Annotated in this window: 13 protein-coding genes; 11 read left to right on the top strand and 2 right to left on the bottom strand. The window is 51.9% G+C overall.

All coding sequences use genetic code 11. From position 1 onward, the window contains the following. Positions 1-189 precede the first annotated feature (189 nt). Together BCM02_RS10995 and BCM02_RS10990 are read right to left on the bottom strand one after the other, a co-directional pair. Positions 190-1,752, bottom strand: coding sequence for a helix-turn-helix domain-containing protein (locus BCM02_RS10995; protein ID WP_187434147.1), 1,563 nt, complete (start codon positions 1,750-1,752; stop codon positions 190-192). Next, entirely contained in the window at positions 1,730-3,460 is a 1,731-nt protein-coding gene (locus BCM02_RS10990; protein ID WP_187434146.1) for a cache domain-containing sensor histidine kinase, read from the bottom strand. The genes BCM02_RS10995 and BCM02_RS10990 overlap by 23 nt, the downstream gene beginning before the upstream one ends. 298 nt (positions 3,461-3,758) lie before the next feature. Between BCM02_RS10990 and BCM02_RS10985 the strand changes: the two genes are divergently transcribed. From BCM02_RS10985 to BCM02_RS10935, 11 genes are all read left to right on the top strand, one after another. Further along, positions 3,759-4,721, top strand: a complete 963-nt coding sequence (locus BCM02_RS10985; RefSeq protein ID WP_246183318.1) for an ABC transporter permease — start codon at positions 3,759-3,761, stop codon at positions 4,719-4,721. A gap of 31 nt (positions 4,722-4,752) precedes the next feature. Next, entirely contained in the window at positions 4,753-5,643 is an 891-nt protein-coding gene (locus BCM02_RS10980; protein ID WP_246183317.1) for a carbohydrate ABC transporter permease, read from the top strand. A gap of 28 nt (positions 5,644-5,671) precedes the next feature. Next, positions 5,672-7,291 (top strand): extracellular solute-binding protein, encoded by a 1,620-nt coding sequence (locus BCM02_RS10975; RefSeq protein ID WP_148929108.1) that lies wholly within the window; start codon positions 5,672-5,674, stop codon positions 7,289-7,291. Between the two features lie 135 nt (positions 7,292-7,426). Further along, positions 7,427-9,700, top strand: coding sequence for a glycoside hydrolase family 2 TIM barrel-domain containing protein (locus BCM02_RS10970; protein WP_148929107.1), 2,274 nt, complete (start codon positions 7,427-7,429; stop codon positions 9,698-9,700). Between the two features lie 409 nt (positions 9,701-10,109). After that, the gene (locus BCM02_RS10965; protein ID WP_148929106.1) at positions 10,110-10,670 is read left to right on the top strand and encodes a hypothetical protein; all 561 of its coding nucleotides are present in this window, start codon (positions 10,110-10,112) and stop codon (positions 10,668-10,670) included. Between the two features lie 133 nt (positions 10,671-10,803). Beyond that, entirely contained in the window at positions 10,804-13,413 is a 2,610-nt protein-coding gene (locus BCM02_RS10960; protein ID WP_246183316.1) for a GH116 family glycosyl-hydrolase, read from the top strand. Between the two features lie 235 nt (positions 13,414-13,648). Further along, on the top strand, positions 13,649-14,329 hold the full coding sequence (locus tag BCM02_RS10955; protein ID WP_148929105.1) for a FadR/GntR family transcriptional regulator: 681 nt from the start codon (positions 13,649-13,651) through the stop codon (positions 14,327-14,329). A gap of 94 nt (positions 14,330-14,423) precedes the next feature. Beyond that, positions 14,424-15,749, top strand: coding sequence for an ABC transporter substrate-binding protein (locus tag BCM02_RS10950; protein ID WP_148929104.1), 1,326 nt, complete (start codon positions 14,424-14,426; stop codon positions 15,747-15,749). 67 nt (positions 15,750-15,816) lie between these two features. Then, the gene (locus tag BCM02_RS10945; protein WP_148929103.1) at positions 15,817-16,698 is read left to right on the top strand and encodes a carbohydrate ABC transporter permease; all 882 of its coding nucleotides are present in this window, start codon (positions 15,817-15,819) and stop codon (positions 16,696-16,698) included. After that, positions 16,699-17,526 (top strand): carbohydrate ABC transporter permease, encoded by an 828-nt coding sequence (locus BCM02_RS10940; protein ID WP_148929102.1) that lies wholly within the window; start codon positions 16,699-16,701, stop codon positions 17,524-17,526. It abuts the gene before it with no gap. Between the two features lie 57 nt (positions 17,527-17,583). Further along, the gene (locus BCM02_RS10935) at positions 17,584-18,765 is read left to right on the top strand and encodes a trans-sulfuration enzyme family protein (RefSeq protein ID WP_246183315.1); all 1,182 of its coding nucleotides are present in this window, start codon (positions 17,584-17,586) and stop codon (positions 18,763-18,765) included. Positions 18,766-18,891 lie beyond the last annotated feature (126 nt).

Below are 18,891 nucleotides of genomic sequence, written 5' to 3'. Positions count from 1 at the left end.
GAAAAGTGATGGAAGCAGCTTGCTGTAAAACGAATCATACTTTTACTAAGCCAAAGCCAGTCCCCCGAAGGGGGCTGGCTTTTCAACCGGTTTACCGTGAACGGAACCACGCTGCACTCCAATTTCTGCTTTATCTGGTTTTGCTACAAGCAAAAAGAGCCTCGCGGCATGGCGGGCTCCATGATCAGCTTACATCGTTTTCCGATGTTCCTTCGGCGAAACGCCGAAGTAGTTTTTGAACGCGCGGGAGAAATGATACAGGTTGCTATACCCTACCTTTTCCGAGATCTCATTGATCCGCAAGGTGGGGTTTTTGAGCAGCTTTTGGGCCTCTTCCATGCGAACTTTGGTTAAGTAGGCCGTGAACGTTAACCCCGTACGTTCCTTGAACAGCTTGCTGAAGTACGAGTAATTCATCGATACCCGATTGGCCACCTCGGCCAGCTGCAGGTCGCGGCTGTAATGCTGGCGTACGATGGATTCCGCTACGGTAATGACCGTATCCCCCAGGTGAGCATGCTCCGAGATCAGACGTTTCGTATCGGCGGCGTAGCTTTTTATATAATGCCGAAGCTCGCCTAACGTGTGAATGGTGTCGAAAGCTGCCGCGCGTTCGGTTTCTTCAAACAGAAACCGGTCATGGACATGGCGATGGATTTCCGAAAGCGCCAGATCATAGATCGACTTGAGCTGCTCCAAAGACATCCGCGGGCGCAATGAATCGCTTAGATGGCGGTCCACCCAGAGGCCGATTCGTTCCGCATGCAGGCTCTCGGCAGCTTGCTTGAATTCCTCCAGTTCCTTTTTGCCAGGCAGCCAAGCATCCGTCCTGCCCCATGGATCAACCGTCGCGAAGACATCGCTTGGTTCCCGCAAAATCCGCTCTGCCATCGTCTGATGCGCTTGTTTGTATAGACGCGATAAATGGTCTAAGCCCCGTCCGGATTGGCTGATCGAGGCGACGGGAAGTCGCGGATTGCTCTTCCGCAGCGCGATAACCGCTTGGCCAAGCACGCCTTGAACGGTTTCCGAGGAAACGGATGCCGCATAATTCAATACAAGGGATACGCGTCCTTGCCCGTCATGAAAGGCCAGGAAGCGCAGATCCGGCGCTAAATTATCGTCCTGCACACATCGTTCCAAACAATCGCTTACCGTATCCAAATGCTCTTCGCTAAAGGTAACGTCGCCGAAGGACAGCAAGGAAACGGCAAACAGCGGATGAGAAAAGTAAGCTTCGAGCGATTGCTGCGACTCGGAATCCTTGCTGCTCGCCGCAACGTTCGTCCCGTGGATCACGAGGGGCAATCGAGCGGTTAGCAGCGCCCTTGCGTCCGTGAGGCTTCGTGCGGCGAGCCGGTCGTTACGATGATCGTTCTCGATGCTCGCGATCGCGGACTGTACTTGCTTGCCAAGCTCATCGGAGGAAGCGGGCTTCAGCAAGTAGTCGAGCGCGCCGTATTTGAATGCTTCGCGGACATAAGAATAATCGCCATAACCGCTCAACATAATGAATTTGGCGCGCGGCAGCAGCGGAGCTAGCTCTTTAATCAATTGAATCCCATCTAACTCCGGCATCCGAATGTCCGTAATAATGATATGCGGTTGTAAGGCTTTGGCCATGGCAAGCCCCAGCATACCGCCGTCCGCGACATGGATATCCCGTATGCCTGCTACATTAGCCCGCTCCAGCTTGGCTTTCACGCCGCTGCCGATTAATTCTTCGTCATCAATTATTAATAGGGTATACATCGTCATTCGCCTCGTTTCTTCTCGCGTCATAAGGAAGAGTTAGGATCGCTTCCGTAAACTGGCCTTCGATGCTGCGTAACCGTAAGGGATAATGCTCGCCATAGAATAACTTCAGCCGTTCATTGATGTTGCCCAGACCGATGCTTTCCCGGTCGTTCTCCCCTTTGGCAGGATACACGGAAGTGCGGAATTGAAGATTGAGTTCCTCCAGCCGAGCAGCGCTGATGCCGGCGCCATTATCTTTTACGCCTATACGGATGGAGAAATCGTTTTCTTGGCTGGCATAAATATCAATGTCCAGCGTGTCCCGCTTCGCGAATCCATGCTTCACGCTATTTTCGACAATCGGCTGCAAAATAAATTTCAATACCCGAGTGGAAAGAAGGTCGCTCGGTACGTGGACCCGGAAATGAATATGTTCGCTGAATTTGAGCTTTTGAAGATTCATATACTGGGCGAGATAACCAAGCTCATCCTGGAGCGTAGCGAATTTGGCGTCGCCGTCCATGTTATAGCGCATCATCTTACCAAAGTCGGCCATGGCATCGGACACATCATACTGACCGGCGATTTCCATTTTGGCGCTAAAGATATCCAAGGTATTGTAGATAAAATGCGGATTGATCTGCGACTGCAGCGCAATGAGCTGCGCATCCTTGTGCAGGGTCTCCTTCTTGATCATATCGCTTAGCAGCAGGTTGATTTTATGGAGCAAAATGTTGAATTTCTCGGTGATGACGCCGAACTCGTCCTTCCGTACATTCGGAATGGGCTGAAACCCGGATGCAATGGCTAGATCCATCTGTTTAATGCTTGCTTTCATTTTGCTTAACGTCATCTTGAGGACGAAGTAAAAAGCAATCAATAGGACAATGAACGTAAGGATGTAAGCGAGATTGGCCGCAAGTTGCAAGGAACCGAGCAGCGGCGGGAGAGGGATCGCCATGATGACCCTATACTGGACGCCTTTTAACGATTCGGCGACATAGAGGAAGCCGGATTCCTTGGCATAGCCTCGCGCGAGGAGGGAAGGGCTTATCTGATCCAAATCTTGAAGGGCATCCTCGCTTCCCTGGGGAATGACGTTATGATGTTCATCTACTAGATATACAGGCTGATTCGCGATATTGGGGCTCTCCGCAGGTTCGAGCAAATCGACGGAGCGCACGTCAACGATCGTAATGCCTAGGTAATGACCTTCAATGGAGATCATTTTTTGGATGTATCGGAAAATATCGCTGCCGTCTGCCTGATTCGTGTTCAGCACCCAGAGGGACTTCTTGTCCGAGGCCATGAAAGCCTCGTACCAGGTCTCTTCTTTAATTTTCTGCTCCGAGTAAAAGGAACCAAAGCCTTCCGGTATGGATTCATTGTTACTATAAACGGAGATTTTATGGATGTTTACTTTTTGGAATAACATCGCAAAGTTAACAAGGGGAGCCGCGTAGTTGAAATACGTATCTAAAGAATCTTTCTCCAAGGAATAAGGCTCGCCAAGAAAGAGTTGGAGACGATAATTATACGTAATGTTGTTGCTAACGCTTTCAATGGAGTCGATTTTGCTTTCGATCGTGTACTTGATTTGTTTGACGGTCGTTTGGGAATTGGCGATTAACTGCGCTTGAATGGAGCGTTGGGACTGATTATACGTATAAAGCGCAAGCATACCGAAGGGGATAATGATGAAGAAAATAAAGGCAAGCGTCACTTTGCTTTTGATGCTCACGGAGTGAAAAGTAAACATTGCAACCGCATTCCTTCTTTCTCAAAAGAGGATTGTAGGGAGGTATTCGACAACGGACTTGCAAAACCTTTCGTTCATCGGGCCGAGACCAAATGAAGGTATCAAAACTAAAATGGCGGTATTTTTATAAGCGCTTTCAAAATGTATAGTGAGAATATGCTTCAGAAGCTGCTTTGCTATAGCAGAAGTACAGTAACATTATTGAGAACGCTGTCATTTAGTTATCACGACTTAGGGCAGGTGAATCGGGGAGGAAGGTCAAGTGGGTGGAGCCGTAGATGCGCAAGAACGTGTGCGGGCACGACGATTATCGGCGGCGGTCAGATGGCCGCGCTTCAAGAGCCAGTTCGCGCTGCAAAGCATGGTATGGCCGGGGATCTTGTTTTTGGTGCTGTTCTCGTATATGCCGATGTATGGCATTCTGATTGCATTTCAGGATTACGATCTTTTCCAGGGCGTGATGAATTCGCCGTGGGTCGGGTTTAAGCATTTCCAAGAATTCGTGAATGATCCGAATTTCCTGAATGTACTGCGGAACACGCTGGCGATGAATCTGTTGGCGTTGATTTTTGGGTTTCCAGCACCCATCGTGTTTGCGCTCTTTCTAAACGAGCTGAATAATAGGCGATTCAAGCGCATCGTCCAAACGATTTCGTATCTGCCTCATTTTGTATCGTGGGTCATTTTTGGCGGATTAGTTCTGACGGTGCTATCGCCATCGAACGGGATCCTGAATCTCTTGCTTACGAGTTTGCATATCATCGATGAACCGATTAATTTCATTGCAAAGCCTCATCTCTTCTGGATCATCATGGTTCTCGCCGAGATATTGAAAGGGATTGGCTGGGGGGCGATTATCTATATCGCCGCAATCGCCGGCGTCGACCAGGAAATGTATGACGCAGCCAAGATCGACGGTGCAGGCCGATTTGCGCGGATGTGGTACGTGACGCTCCCGGCAATTATGGGGACAGTCGTCATTATGCTCATTTTTGCGATAAGCTCGATATTGAACACGGGATTCGAACAGATTATGGTCCTGCAAAATCCGCTGAATCTGGATGTGAGCGAAACGATCGATACGTATGTGTATAAGGTAGGTCTCCAGCAAATGAGGTATTCCTATTCGACTGCGGTAGGCTTGGCGAAATCGGTCGTTGCCCTCATTCTATTATTCGCCGCTAATTATGTATCCCGCAAAGTGACAGACAACAGCTTGTTCTAAGAGGATCCCAGCGTGTAAGGAGGAACACAAATTGAAGATCCGTTCCCGAAGGGACAAATGGTTTGACGTCGGTAATATTATGTTCATGTCTGCAGTCGTATTCGTAACGCTGGCTCCGTTCTGGTTTGCCGTAGTCGGTTCATTCAATGACGGGTTGGATTACTTGCGAGGAAACGTATATTTATGGCCGCGGGAGTTTACAATCGCGAACTATAAAGCCGTATTCTCGGATACGACCATTTACCACGCTTTTTTCGTTACGATTGGCAGAACGCTGATCGGCATGACCACGCATGTCGCATTTACGGCGCTCGTTGCTTACGGCATGTCCCGAAAAGGGCTAAAGGGCCGCAACGTATATCTCGTCATCATGCTCACGACCATGTTCTTCTATGGCGGACTGATTCCAACTTACCTGCTGTATAAAGAAATCGGCCTGTTAAACAATTTCTTGGTGTATATCATTCCCTCTTTGTTCAGCGTTTGGGATATGATTATCATCATGTCCTTCTTCCGAACGATTCCTGAACAAATTATCGAATCGGCCAAGATCGACGGGGCGGGGGAATATCGAATTTTGCTTCAGCTGGTCATACCGTTGACAACGCCTGTCTTGGCTGCTATTGCCTTGTTTAGCGGGGTGCACCATTGGAACTCGTACATGGATGCGATGATGTTTACGACGAAATCATCCTTGGAGCCTGTTCAGTTCGTCCTGATGCGGATGGTGACCGATGCTTCGTATGGAGAATCCTTCAGTCAGCAAGCGATGAGCGCCATGCCGGAAGAAGCGAAGCAGGTTAGCTCCGCCACGTTAAAGCTGGCCATGATGGTTGTCGCCACGGCGCCGATCGTCGCGATCTATCCATTCCTGCAGAAGTACTTTGTTAAAGGCGTGCTGATTGGTTCCGTGAAAGGTTAAGTTCATCACTCTCGAGGGGGCAGAGCAAATGAAAAGCAATTTTGTCCGAGTGGGTATTGTCACCATGTTGGTTGGAAGCTTACTTGCAGGCTGTTCGACAGAAAAGAGCACGGAAACGGCAACGAACTCGCCCAAGTCGTCGGAGGCAGCTTCGGCAAATCCGGATGACAAAACCCCCATCAAGGTAACGTGGTTTGTCGCGGATGAATCCTATAAGAAAAATTGGGATCCGGTTAACAACGCGCTGGATAAAAAAATTACGGAGGATACGGGCGTCTCCATCGAATTCACTTCAGGAAATAATGATAAATTAAGCGCTCTTATCGCATCGGGAGATATCCCGGATATGATTACGGTGGATAAGACGGCGCCGCAGCGAGGCGTCCTCGAGAATTCCGGCCTGGTCGCGCCGCTCGATGAATTGATTCAGCAATACGATCCGTCGTTTAATGTGCCGAAATCCATGCAGGACTGGTTCCGTAATCCGGATGGCCATTTCTATGGGTACGCCAATTATTTCTGGGCCAAAGAAAACAGGAAACCAGGGGATACCCTTTACAGCAACCAAGGCTTATTCGCGCGGAAAGACATCATGGACCAGCTTGGCATTAAACCGGAGGACTTCAGTACGAAGGAAGGGCTGGTCGCGGCTCTGCGTAAAGTAAAAGATTCGAAGACGAAATATAACGGCTTCGATGTGGCACCCGCCTACTTCGATAGCTGGGTGATCTCAAGCTTCTTCGGCAGTCCGCGTGAAGATGAGCAAGGAAATCTGGTCGATCGCGAAAGAACGCCGGAAGCATTGGAAGCGTATCGATTCCTTAACCGTTTATATCACGAAGGCTTGCTGCCGGAGGATAGTCAAACGTTGAATACGGCACAGCTTACCGAGAAAGTGAACAACGGAGCCGTCTTTGCGCTTTCGAAGAAAACGATTAAATGGGATGGCTTATATGCCAAAGATCCGAACGCGATCTTCGTTGCCGTAGGACCGGTAATTGGCGACCAAGGCAAACAGCCGATCGTCGATCCGGTAGCGGCTTCCGGGTGGACGCTAACGATGGTTAGCAGCAAAGCCAAACACCAAGATCGGATCGTCAAGTTTATGAATTATCTTACCGATGAAGAGATGAACCTGAATGTGACATACGGGCCAAAAGGGATTACGTGGGATTACGATGCGAATGGCAAGGTGAAATTGAGCGATGAGTTTATTAAGGCTAGAGACGAGGACGCCGCTAAAGCGAAATTAAAATACGGCAATGGAACGTTAAATTGGCTGATTAGCTATATGCCTGTTCAACGTACGCTGCCCGTAACCGGCACGCTGGAAACGGAAGGTTTGAAATCGAACAAACATTTCGGTAAATACACGTACGATATGCTTGCATTCGAAAACACCGCACCGCTTGGCGGCACGGAAGAAGCGGGGATTAGCGCAAAACTTGAAGAGGTCCGCGCCAAAACAAGAGCGAAAATGATTCTCGCCAAATCTCCGGAGGATTTAGATAAATTTTACAAAGAAGGCATTGCACAAGAAGAAAAGCTTGGCTATCAAAAGCTGTACGACTATCAGAACGCGAAATTCCAGGAAGCCAAGAAAGCGCTGGGCGTTCAATTCGTTTGGCCGACGAATATGAAGAAATAAGCGGACGGTAAGCTGGTAAGCTGACACAATGGCATATGCAACGCTCGTGAGTGGATCGCGGTCTTCACACGCTTGCATATGCCTTTTTGCGCGATTTCATCGTGCTGCGGCAATTTGAATAGAAAGGAATCTTTCATGATGAGACAAATTTTGAATTTTAACACGGAGTGGTTATTCTGTGCCGAGGATGAACCCGGCAGCAAGCACAGGGAATACAGGGATGATCATTTCGAGGAGGTCCATCTGCCGCACACGAATAAGCTGGTTCCTCATCACTATTTTAGCGAGAAGGACTATCAGTTTGTTTCCTGGTATCGCCGTCACTTCGAGGCTCCGGCGGATTGGGCGGGCAAAAGTCTGATTGTGGAGTTCGATGGCGTGATGTCCGCCGCGGAGGTTTATGTCAATGGCCATTGCGTCGGCGAGCATCATGGCGGCTATACTTCATTCTCATTCGAGATCAGTCCATGGGTTGTAATTGGAGAGCCCAATGTAATTGCGGTTAGAGTTGATTCGACATGCAGACCGGATATTCCGCCAGAAGGGCGCTTGGTCGATTATATGCTGTTTGGCGGCATGTATCGGAATGTCCGACTCATCCTGACGAGCGCGGTGTATATCGAATGGGCTTCTTATGCGTGGAACGAGGTGACTTCGCAAGAAGCCTGGATGGAGGGCGCCTTTCGAATTCGCAACCTGGGGGAAGCGAGAACGTTGATCCTTCAAACCTCCTTGCTCGATTCAGAGGGGGATGTGGTGGAGGAAGTCGCTGTACCGATCGCAGCCGAGGTCGGGGTGTCGGAAGTTAGACAAATGGCGCTAAAGGTGAACAACCCGCATTTGTGGGATCTCGACGATCCCTACCTATACGCAGTGAGGACGACCTTGCGCGACATGGGGGAGGAGAGCGTTGATTACGATGATTTGACGACAAGAGTAGGGATACGATGCGCAGAGTTCCGCAAAGACGGGAAGTTTTATCTCAATGGTCAACCCTTAAAATTGCGAGGGTTAAATCGACATCAGATGTTCCCCTATTTAGGCGGAGCCATGTGTGAAAGGGGACAACGCAAAGACGCGGATATTTTAAAAGAGGAGCTGGGACTGAACTTTGTTCGATCCTCCCACTACCCTGCGGATCCATCGTTCCTCGACCGGTGCGATGAGATTGGTCTGCTCGTCTTCGAAGAGCTGCCGGGCTGGCAGTATATCGGCGATGCGGAATGGCAGAACAAAGCGCTGGTTCAGCTGGAAGAGATGATCGTGCGCGATCGTAATCACCCCTCGATCTTCTTGTGGGGCGTTCGTATCAATGAGTCGGCGGACAACGCCCAATTATATTTGCGCACGAACGCGCTTGCTCGCCGGCTGGATCCGTCACGGGCGACCGGCGGCGTGCGTGCCCTACAGAACAGCGAGTTTCTGGAAGATGTGTTTACGTACAACGATTTCACGCGCAATCGAGAGGGGAAAATCCTTCCGCCTAACCATGCGCCGTATCTCATTACGGAATACATGGGCCATATGTATCCGACGAAGTCCTATGACAATGTGGAACGGCAAATTAAGCATGCGCTCGGTCATGCCCAGATTCAGAATGGGCAATATGGCGTCCCTCATATTGCAGGAGCAGCCGGCTGGTGCGCGTTCGACTATAATACGCATCAGGATTTCGGTTCCGGCGATCGCATTTGCTATCATGGCGTCTGCGATATTTTCCGGCTGCCCAAGTTTGCCGGACACTTTTACCGCAGTCAACAGGAGCCTGTCAAGCAGCCGGTCGTGTTTATCGCCCGTTATTTGATTCCGTCCTTTAATGAGGACTTTGGGGATGTCGTGCCTGTATTTACGAATTGCGAAGAAGCGGATTTGTTTGTTAATGGGGTTAAGGTTGCTTCCGAACGCCCCGACTATGTGAATTACCCCAACTTGCCCCATCCGCCGGTTATGTTCACCGGCTGCAGCTGGTGGGAATGGGGGTCGAGTTTGCTAACGAGCCTCAAGGTTGTTGGCAAAATTGGCGGTCTCCCCGTAGCCGAGCACGAGCTGTTCCCGGCGGGGATGCCGGATCGATTGGCTTTGCTGGCGGATGATCGCGAGCTTATCGCCGACGGCGCAGATTGCACCCGCGTGGTCGTTGCTTTGCAGGACGGCAAAGGGCAGACCCTTCAGCTTGCTCATCATGCGGTTTCCTTCCATGTCGAGGGGCCGGGCAGATTGATCGGCGAGAATCCCTTCAGCCTGGAAGCCGGCAGAGGCGCCGTATATATCCAGGCGACGAGGACGCCAGGGACCATTCGTTGCATAGCGAATGTGAACGGGGGGATGACCGCCGAAGCGATCATTCAAACGGTGGCGCTGACTAAGCCTATTGTTCCTATTCCGCAACGAGCCAAGCAGATCAATTAAAAAGCATAGGCTGGACTGCTTAAGAATGTTTATATGGCGCGTGCATCAATTGTAATCCAATTGAAATGTTGCCTTCACACTGCGTTAATGAAGGAAGCCTATACTAAAGCTACCCCCTTAAACATATAAACTTTTGGACTCGCCGCCCGTTGCCGCGAGTCTTTTTTTTGAAATACAAAGAATTTATATGTTTCACGCATATAAGTCATCTTGCATTTCTTCGGAACGTAACGCGCCGCTAAAAGACGGCGACAGCCGTTTCGCCTTGTCTATCGACGGCTTACCCTGATCTTGCGACTTGTCATCGTACCCGTCTGCGGTCGAGCATCGAACCGTTCCCCAGAGCGATTCCGAAACCGGCTCCATCCCTTATCCTTAAAGCATAACGTTAGTGCTAGGGGAGAAAGTTATGGAAGAGAGCTTGAAGGTATACGTGCTTCTGACCGATACGGGGACGATCTTCACGAGGCTCATTAAGCTATTCACCAAGGTGTCGTTGAACCATGCTTCGATTGCGCTGGACCCGTCGCTCGAGGAAGTGTACAGCTTTGGCCGCAAATGCCCGAAGAACCCGTGGATCGGCGGTTTCGTACGGGAAGATGTACGGGGAGAGCTGTTCGATGGCGCCACGTGCGCCGTGTTCTACTGCAAGGTCGACAGGGAATCGTACGAGCGGATGAAGTCCAGAATCGAAGAGATTAGGAGAAATGAGCACCAGTACAAATATAATCTGCTCGGCTTGTTCGGCATTCTGCTCAAGAAGCGGATTAGACGCGAGCGGGCTTACTTCTGCACGCAATTCGTCGCCGCGATGCTGGAGGAGAACGGGATCGCCATCAGCGCCAAACCGTCCGAGCTCACGACCCCGTATGATTTCGAGCAGACGAAAGCGCTGCGAACGATGTATCGAGGGAGTTTGCGCTCTTATATCGCCAGGCAGAAGGAGGATATGCGCTGCTCCGCGAAGTAGAGGTTGGTCTTGGCTTTGGGCCGAAACCGGCGCCGGAAGCTGCCCGTTCTCAAGAGCATGGAGTCCCCGCCAATAGTCCCTGTTCACGTTGAAGCTGGCTGGTTATGATGGGGGGGAGGGAGGGTGGTAAACGATGGAAACGATGAGCAAAACGTATCGGGGAAACCAGACGAGAGAGATTTCTTTCCCGCTGGGGGGAATCGGCTCGGGCAGTATCGGATTAGCAGGCAATGGCAGGCTGGTGGACTGGGAAATCTTCAATTCACCGAACAAAAGAAGCTTTAGCGGATTCAGCCATATCGCGGTGAAGGCGGAGGCCGACGGGAAGCTGATGGATGCGAGGGTGCTGCAGGGGGATTATCCCGCGCCTTATATGGGCGAGCCTATTCGCGGCGGAGCGATGCACAGCGGTTATGGCTTCGGACCGGAAAGCAATACGCTGGCAGGCATGGCGCATTTTCGACAGGTCGAGTTTGAAGGCGCTTTCCCGTTTGCTAAGCTTGCCTTTACGGACGAACGTTTCCCGGGCCAAGTGAACCTTACCGCTTTTAACCCGTTTATCCCTTTGAACGACAAGGATTCCAGCATTCCATGCGCGATGTTCGAAGTGGAGTTGGAGAATCCGCTGCCGCATCCCGTTACCTATACCGTTGCATTCACGGCTTGCAACCCGAAGCCAACGGAGCAAATTGTTCATGCTTATCATTTCGCGGAAGGGGTACATAGCCTGAAATTAGGCAGTGCGCAGTATGCGGAGGATGATCCGCGATTCGGCGATATCACGCTGGCTGTCCAAGAAGAAACGGTCAGCTATCAGGAATTCTGGTATCGCGGAGGCTGGTTCGACAATCTCGAGATGTATTGGCGGGATTTCGCGAAGCCAGGCATGCTGACCAACCGGAACTATCTGCCGGAGCAGCCCCCGCAGCGGCACCAAGACAATGCAACGCTCGCGGCCCATATGGAACTTGCGCAGGGCGAGAGACGGAAGGTGCGATTCGTACTAAGCTGGAACTTCCCGAATGTGATCAACCATTGGAATCCGGAGCCTGCGGTTCAGCCAACGGCGTGGCGGAATTATTATGCCGGGCTGTTCTTGGATTCGCTTGCGAGCGCGCAATATGCGCTTCGGGAATGGGAGCGCTTGGAAGTCGCGACGCGAGATTTCCAGACCGCGCTGTTCTCCACGACGGTTCCGCCTGTCATCATGGAAGCCGTCTCGGCAAATCTATCCGTCCTCAAATCGGCGGCTTGTCTGCGGTTAACGGACGGCTCCTTCTATGGTTTCGAAGGGTGCATCGAAGATGTTGGATGCTGCGAAGGCTCCTGTACGCATGTGTGGAACTATGCTTACGCGCTGCCGTTCTTATTCCCTTCCTTGGAGCGGAGCATGCGCTCGCTTGATTTCCGCTACAATTATCGCGAGGGCGGGAGCATGGCTTTTCGGCTGATGCTGCCGGTCGGGCGGGAACCCGAGCCGTTCCGCGCTTGCGTTGACGGGCAGATGGGCGGCGTCATTAAGGCGTATCGGGATTGGAAAATATCGGGCGACCATGACTGGCTGGCTTCGCACTGGGACGTGATTAAACAGTCCATCGAATACGCGTGGTCGGAGGAAAACCCGGATGGCTGGGATGCCGACAAGGACGGCGTGCTTGAAGGACGGCAGCACCATACGCTGGATATGGAGCTGTTCGGACCGAACGCCTGGCTCAGCGGCTTCTATCTGGCCGCTTTGAAGGCCGGCGCGGAGATGGCGGAACATTTCGGCGAGGCGGAGAGAGCAATCGAGTATAGGGCACTCTTCGCCAAGGGGAAAGCGTGGGTCGACGAGCACCTCTTCAACGGAAGTTACTATACGCAGCGGCTTGACTTGAGCGATCGGCGCGTTCTGGAGATATACGACAACGGGGAATCATTAGCCGGTGATAATGCCGTGGCGGATTATTGGAATGAGGAGACGGGCGAGATCAAATATCAGATCGGCGATGGCTGCGTCATCGATCAGGTGATCGCGCAGTGGCATGCCAACCTATGCGGACTTGGCGAGATTTTCGACCCGGCGAAGACGCAGGCGGCGCTGCGTTCCCTCTACGCCGACAATTTCAGATCGATGCGCGACGAGGCGAACGCCTGGCGGTTATTCTCGCTTAACGACGAAGCGGGGCTGGTCATCTGCACATGGCCGGAAGGTACGCAGCGGCCGGCGGTTCCGCTCACCTATGCCTCGGAGACGATGACCGGATTCGAATACCAAGCGGCCTCGCATATGATTCAAGAGGGGATGATCGAGGAAGGCGTAGCGATCGTCTCCGCCATCCGGGACCGGTATGACGGGGAGAAGCGAAATCCGTGGAATGAGATGGAATGCGGTTCCAACTATGCGCGGTCGATGGCCAGTTACTCGCTGCTGTTATCGTTCAGCGGATTCGAATACGACTTGAACCGGGGAATGATCGGCTTCGCGCCTGTTCGAGCCGAGAATGGAAAGTTTCGGACGTTCTGGTCCATCGGCAGCGGCTGGGGCGTTTTCGAACAGCACTCATCGGGCGCGGAGCTTCAAGTTCTTGCCGGACATCTCACGCTGAACGTGTTCAAGCTGCCGCAGCTAAGCGGAATTGACCGCTGCCGAGCGGTCTACCAGGGCGGTGAACAATCGTCTGTCCTTCTTGAGGGGGCCTTGATATTCCCGAATCCAATCACGATTCAGGCCGGGCAGTCGCTGCGAGTGACGTGGGAATGAACAGCCGCCGCTGCGAAGCGGATAGGTAAGCCGATAGGACAAAGCAAAGTGCTTAACTAGGACGAGTGAGTCCTTGTTAAGCACTTTGTCGTTAGCTGTCGTTATGCGAGTTCCTGATGCATAGTTGACGACGCCAGCGGAGATGCGGGTCGCGAGCTAGCGCGGTTAGTTGACATTTCAAAGATATTTCAATAATATTCACCTATCTGACAGGTATAAAGGATGGTTGAAATATATGGTTCGCATCATCAAAAAGCAGCATGTGCACGAACTCGTGTCGGAAGAAATCATCCGATATATTGCCGACAAAGGGCTGGCGGAAGGAGACAAGCTTCCGTCCGTCGACGAGCTCGTTCGCATGTTTGGGGTAGGCCGTTCCTCTTTGCGCGAAGCGCTCCGATATTTGGAAGCGACTGAAATCGTGAAGGTCGTTAACGGCAAAGGCATATTTGTAAGCGACTCCGGCTCCTACCGATATAGCGGAAAAGTGAAAATAGACAACGAGAAATCGTTTTTGCTCGATATTTTGGATGTTCGAAGGGCGCTGGAGGGCAAGGCTGTCGAACTGGCCGCGAAACGGATCACGGCAGGCAAGATCGAGGAGATGAAAGCTTGCCTGGCAGAATATGACGAACGAAAGCAGAAAGGTCTGGATACGTCGGCGATCGATTACGTATTCCATCAGCACATTTACGATGCCGCAGGCAATCCGTTGCTGCACAGCGTGTATGAATCCATATCGGAGTTGATCAAAAAGTTCTTTTCCGGCCCGTTCGGGGTGAAGGAGCTGTTCGATAATACGTACCCGTTCCACCGTACCTTATTCGACGGTATCGCAAATCACGATTGTCAGCACGCGCTAAATGAATTTAACAAAATGATGGATATTATCGAAGAGACCATAAAGGATTATTGACGGAAAATTTAGATATTGACAACTTGTAAAACCCTCCCTATATTTAAACCTATCAGACAGGTATACAGTATGATACTCATTGAGGGGGATTCCAATGCAGAATAAGTCTTGGAAGCAATCGCTGTTAACCGTATCGATGATTGGTTTGACGCTCAGTTTGACCGTGACGGCCTGCAACTCGTCCGGATCCGGGAACGGGAATGGCGGGGACGACAAGGTCGTCACGCTGCGCATGATCGAAAGTTTGACCAGCCCTAACCGCACGGCCATCATTCAAGAAGGCATAAAGGCATTCATGGATCAGAATCCGAACATCAAAGTCGAGCTGATTTCGCCGCCGTTCGATCAGGCGGACAACAAAATAAGAACGATGCTCAATGCGAAACAAGAGCTTGATGTGCTTGAGGTTCGCGACCTCAACGTGGCGGAATTCGTGAACAATGGCTACGTAGAACCGCTAAACGAATACGCGAAAAGCTGGGATGACTTTGGCACCGTCACCTCCGTCGCCCAATCCGTCGCTTCCGTCGGCGACAAACTGTATTTTATCGCGAATGGACTCTATCAGCGGCAGCTGTTTTATCGAGCGGATTGGCTGAAAGAAGCGGGAATCGCCGTTCCGACAACCTACCAGGAGTTGGTGGACGCTTCCGTGAAGCTGACCGATCCTTCCAAGAATCGCTTTGGCTTCTCGTTCCGCGGAGGATCCGGCGCCAACGCCGTTCCGGATACCATGATCCAGGCTTACAGCTCGGAGAAGATTAACATCGATGACGCGATGTTCCTGAAGGATGAAGGCACCATCTACTCGTCTCCTGAAGCGAAGGAAGCGGTAGAACAGTACGTGAAATTGTATAAGGAAGGTTCTCCGCCGGACTCGATTAACTGGGGCTTCCAGGAACAAGTGCAAGCGTTTACATCCGGCGTAACGGCGTTCCTATTGCAGGATCCGGATGTGATTCAGTCGTTGACCGACAGCATGGAGGAAGGCACATGGGCGACCGCTCCGATGCCGAAGGGACCGCAGGGCAAAGCGCTCATCTCCGCCGGCGGAGCGGGTTGGGGCATCCCCGCCTATTCCAAGAACAAGGAAGCAGCCTGGAAGCTGATCAGCTTCCTGTCTTCGCCGGAAGAGAACACGAAGCTGTCGAAGAGCCACGGCACGGTGCCGATTCATTCTTCCGCCACGGAGGACGCTTTTTTCCAAAGCGGGCCCTACAAGACATTGCTGGATATGACGAATCAGCCGGATACGTTCGTTAACTTCAAGCCGCCTTTCGAATATCCGGCCAACGGACAATGGGGCACGGTCGCCATGGAATCCGGACAGCGGATGCTGCTGGGTCAGGCGAGCGTAGAAGATACGCTGAAAGAATGGGACAATTACTGGGTGCAAGCGAAAGCACAGTTGAACAAATAACCGATATACGCGGTGGGCGGCGTGCGATTCGCCCACCGCATTTTACTAGCGGGGAAGGTGAGATGGTGTGAGCAAGCAGCGAAAGTACATCGTACTGAGTTTGCTTCCTGCCTTGGCGTTGTTGCTGGCGTTTACGTTCTATCCTTTCATGCAAGGGGTAGTGATGGCGTTTCAAAATTACGTGCTGTTTGATTTGACGAACGTTCAGTTTATCGGACTGCAAAATTTCGAAACCGCGTTTCGAGACGCGAAGTTTCTTGCGGCGCTCGAGAACAGCGCGTATTGGGTGTTCTTCTCGCTTGTGTTGCAGTTTCTGATCGGGTTGTCGCTTGCCCTCGTGCTGCGGAAGAGCTTCAGAGGAAGAGGCGTCTATCAAGGCTTCGTATTCTATTCCTGGGCATTGTCGGGTTTTCTGATCGGCTTGATCTGGAAGTGGATGTTCAACTCGCAGATTGGCGTCATAAATGATCTGCTCCTGCGGACGGGGCTGATCGAGACGCGCATCGGCTTTCTCTCCGATCCGAAGTGGGCCATGACGTCGGTCATCATTGCGAACGTCTGGTACGGTGTCGCTTTCTTCGCGATCATGCTGCTGGCCGCGCTGCAATCGGTGCCTGCCGATCTGTACGAGGCGGCGGAGATGGATGGAGCCGGAGGGCTGCGCAAGTTTTTTAACGTCACGTTCCCCTATATTCTTCCGACGGTTATCGCAACGACGTTGCTCCGGGCCATCTGGATCTTCAACGATCCATCCATCATCTATGGCCTTACGAATGGCGGTCCTGCCGGAACGACCCATATTCTCTCTTCGCTCATGCTGGAGAAGATTATCTATGGCGGGGATTACGGGATGGCATCGGCAATCGGCGTCATCATGATCCTCATTCTCATGCTGTATACCGTGTTTTATTTGCTGGCGACGAAGTCGGAAAAAGCAGGTGATTTCTAGATGAAGCCGCGCTTGTTGATGAGTCTGAAGACGCTTTATCTCGCCATCTATTTCCTGATCATGGCTTTCCCGCTGTATTGGATCGTGATCACTTCGTTGAAACCTCGGACAGAGATTTTCTCGCTGCCCATTCGATATTGGCCGGAGCGGCTGACGTTCGAAAACTACGCCAACATTTTTAAAGTATCGAAGTTCCATGTCTATATCGGCAACAGTCTGCTTATTTCCGTGATCGCGGCGCTCATTGTCATCTGTATTGCGATATTAAGCGGCTATGTGATGGCCCGGTTCCAATTCCGGGGGCATAAGCAAATCATGATGGCTTTCTTCTCGACGCAAATGCTGCCTGGCTTTATTTCGCTGGCGCCGCTTTATCTGCTGATGTCGGACTTGAACCTGATCAACAACCGGCTGTCCTTGGTCCTTTCTTATACGGTCATGCTTATCCCATTCTCAACCATCATGCTGCGCGGGTTCTTCCAGCGCATCCCGAGCAGTCTGGAGGAATCGGCGATGATCGACGGCTGCTCCCGTTTGACGGCCCTGATCAGGGTCATTATTCCGGTGATGCTGCCGGGGATCGCATCGACTTTTATTTTTGCATTCGTACAAAATTGGAACGAGCTGTTCATGGCGGTCATGTTTATTGACGACGAAAACTTAAAGACGCTGCCTGTGGCGATGAACGCGTTCGTCATGAAGTTTGACGTGGATTGGGGCTCGATGTCCGCCGGCACCGTATTATCGGTCATTCCGACCGTCGTTCTGTTTGCGTTCGCTCAGCGGTATATCGTAGAAGGGCTGACGCAAGGCGCCGAGAAAGGTTAGCGGCGGGATGGCACGGCTACAAACAAAGGAATGACACAAACAAAGGAATGAAGGTATATGGAGAGAAAACCAATGGATGAAGGGCTGCACACCATCGTGGCGCATGATCAGGTGGATACGAAGCACTACGGCGCGGTTACCATCCCGATCTATCAAAATAGCCTCTTCGCGTTCGAAGACCATGAATCATTCGATCATGCCATGAAGGACGTGTTGGCTGCCACCGTCTATTCCCGAGGCAACAACCCGACGGTGCAATATTTGGAGCGTAAAATCGCCGAACTGGAGTCGGCGGAGCAGGCGCGCTGCTTCGCATCGGGGATGGCTGCCATCGCCGGTTCGTTGCACGCGCTATTGCGCTCGGGCGACCATGTGATCTGCGTCGATCAAGCCTATGGCCCGACAAGGCAGTTTTTGGACGAATTGTCCAATCGGTACCGGGTCGAAGTCACCTATGTCGACGGATGTCTATTATCCGACTTCGAAGCCGCTATGCGGCCGAACACGCGTCTGATCTATCTGGAGAGCCCGACATCGGGATTGTTCCAGCTGCAGGATCTGGAAGGGGTCGCGGCGCTTGCGAAGCGGACGAGCGCGCTAACGATGATTGACGGCAGCTGGGCGACGCCATGCTTCCAGCGTCCGCTCGCTTGGGGGATTGATCTCGTGCTTCACTCGATGACCAAGTATTTCTCCGGACATAGCGATTGCTTGGGTGGCGTCGTGGCCGGACGCGCGGACCTGATCGACGAAATTGCCAATAAAGGGTATATGCTGTTGGGAGGCGTCATGACTTCTCATACGGCCTCCCTCATGATCAGAGGGCTGCGAACGCTGCCGCTGCGGATGGAGAGACATCATCGGAACGGGTTAATCGTCGCGGAATACTTAGAGAAACATCCGCTTGTGAACCGGGTGAATCATCCTGGCCTGCCTTCCCATCCGCAGCACGCGCTAGCCCGCAAACAATTAGACGGATACGGCAGCCTATTTTCCTTCGAGACGCAGGTGCCGGTAGCGTTATTGAAGAAATGGGCGGATGCCTTGCGTTACTTTCGGATCGGGGTCAGCTGGGGCGGCTTCGAGAGTCTGGTGACGGTTGGCTCAACGCCGGCGGGCCGTAATTCGACGGGGAATAACCCTTCGGTAGCCCGTTTGTACATCGGCCTGGAGGATCCGCAGACGCTAATCGATGATATCGAGCAGGCATTCCGCGAGATTGGACAAAAGACGAGTTAGTCGTAGATTGCTTTTAGGACTAAGGTGTGAATGTGACTCTTAGGCATGATTAAATGAGGAAAGCCGGCGGCAATCCCCCGGCTTTTCTTTTTGCTTTTTATTTGACTACTAGGTCTTTTTTCATTT

Origin of the sequence: Paenibacillus methanolicus (assembly GCF_008124765.1) — a bacterium.
Classification (GTDB): domain Bacteria; phylum Bacillota; class Bacilli; order Paenibacillales; family Paenibacillaceae; genus Paenibacillus_Z; species Paenibacillus_Z methanolicus.
Note: the sequence above shows the minus strand (reverse complement) of the source record. Positions and strands in the feature narration are given on the sequence as shown.